A 1,352-nucleotide genomic window follows, 5' to 3' on the forward strand; every position below is an offset into this window, starting at 1 on the left:
GAGACTGTAACGCGAACTGTGTCAATGGAATAATTTGATAAGATTATTTATATTTAATTATTCAAACGATACGGTCATGAAACAACAGACCCCATTCGACTTTGAACGCTTCAAGGAGGAAGCTATGCAAGGTCTTTATGAAGGGAAGAGTTTATCTCCCAATGATGGCGTTTTAGCGCCCCTAATGAAACATTTACTGGAGTCGATGATGGATGGAGAGCTAGAGAACCATCTACAGGAAGATAAAGCTTCCGGCAACCTCAATCGCCGTAATGGTAAAACCAAAAAGACAGTTCGAGGTCTAAACACAGGTACTTTTGAGTTAGAATCAGGTCGTGATCGATCAGGGACCTTTGAACCCAAAGTTGTCCCTAAACGTCAGCTTATTATTACCGAACAGCTGGAAGGTCATGTACTAAGCATGTACGCTAAAGGTATGAGTACCCGTGCTATAAGTGATTTCATCCGGGAGATTTACGCTATGGAAATTTCTGCGACTGAAATCTCTCGCATCACGGAAAGTGTTATGCCAGCGGTCAATGAATGGCGTAGTCGTCCACTGGAAGCTGTCTATCCCTTTGTTTTTCTGGATTGTATGCATTATAAAGTACGCCAGAATGGTACAGTTGAATCTAGGGCTATTTATAATATCTTAGGTGTGGGAATGGATGGGCGTAAGGATTTAATAGGGCTTTATAGCTCAGAGCATGAAGGTGCAAAGTTCTGGTTATCCGTTCTCACAGACCTAAAACAACGTGGTGTCGAAGATATTCTAATAGCCTGTATCGATGGCTTAAAAGGATTCCCTGAAGCTATCGAAGCTATTTTTCCCAAAACCAAAGTCCAGTTATGTATTGTACATCAAATTAGAACAAGTATGCGTTATGTGACTGAAAAAGATAAAAAAGCAGTTATGGCGGATTTAAAACCTGTTTATAAGGCCGTCAATGAAGAGGTGGGATATGAAAATCTACTTGTATTTGAGGAAAAATGGGGTAAGAAATATCCCTTAGCTGCCCAATCCTGGCTGTCTAATTGGACTAATTTATCCACATTTTATGAGTATGATGAGCAGGTACGTAAGATCATATATACCACCAATCCCATCGAGGGAATGCACCGTCAGATCCGCAAAATCACGAAGTCTAAAGGTGCATTCAGTTCTGAACAGGCTCTTATGAAATTGATGTTTTTGATCATAAGGGACATCTCTAAAAAGTGGACTATGCCGATGCATAACTGGGGGTTGACGATTTCGCAACTTTACATTAGGTTTGGGGATAGACTCAAGCTCAATAGAGGCTTTTAGGGTTAGATTAATTATCCACTGACACAGTTGGAGTTACACTCCC

General features: G+C 40.8%; 1 protein-coding gene. It reads left to right on the plus strand.

What is annotated here, in order from left to right; all coding sequences use genetic code 11:
- Positions 1-76: 76 nt before the first annotated feature.
- The gene (locus B0I21_RS19965) at positions 77-1,309 is read left to right on the plus strand and encodes an IS256 family transposase (RefSeq protein ID WP_133642258.1); all 1,233 of its coding nucleotides are present in this window, start codon (positions 77-79) and stop codon (positions 1,307-1,309) included.
- Positions 1,310-1,352 lie beyond the last annotated feature (43 nt).

This window comes from Sphingobacterium paludis, from assembly GCF_004364125.1.
Lineage (GTDB): Bacteria > Bacteroidota > Bacteroidia > Sphingobacteriales > Sphingobacteriaceae > Sphingobacterium > Sphingobacterium paludis.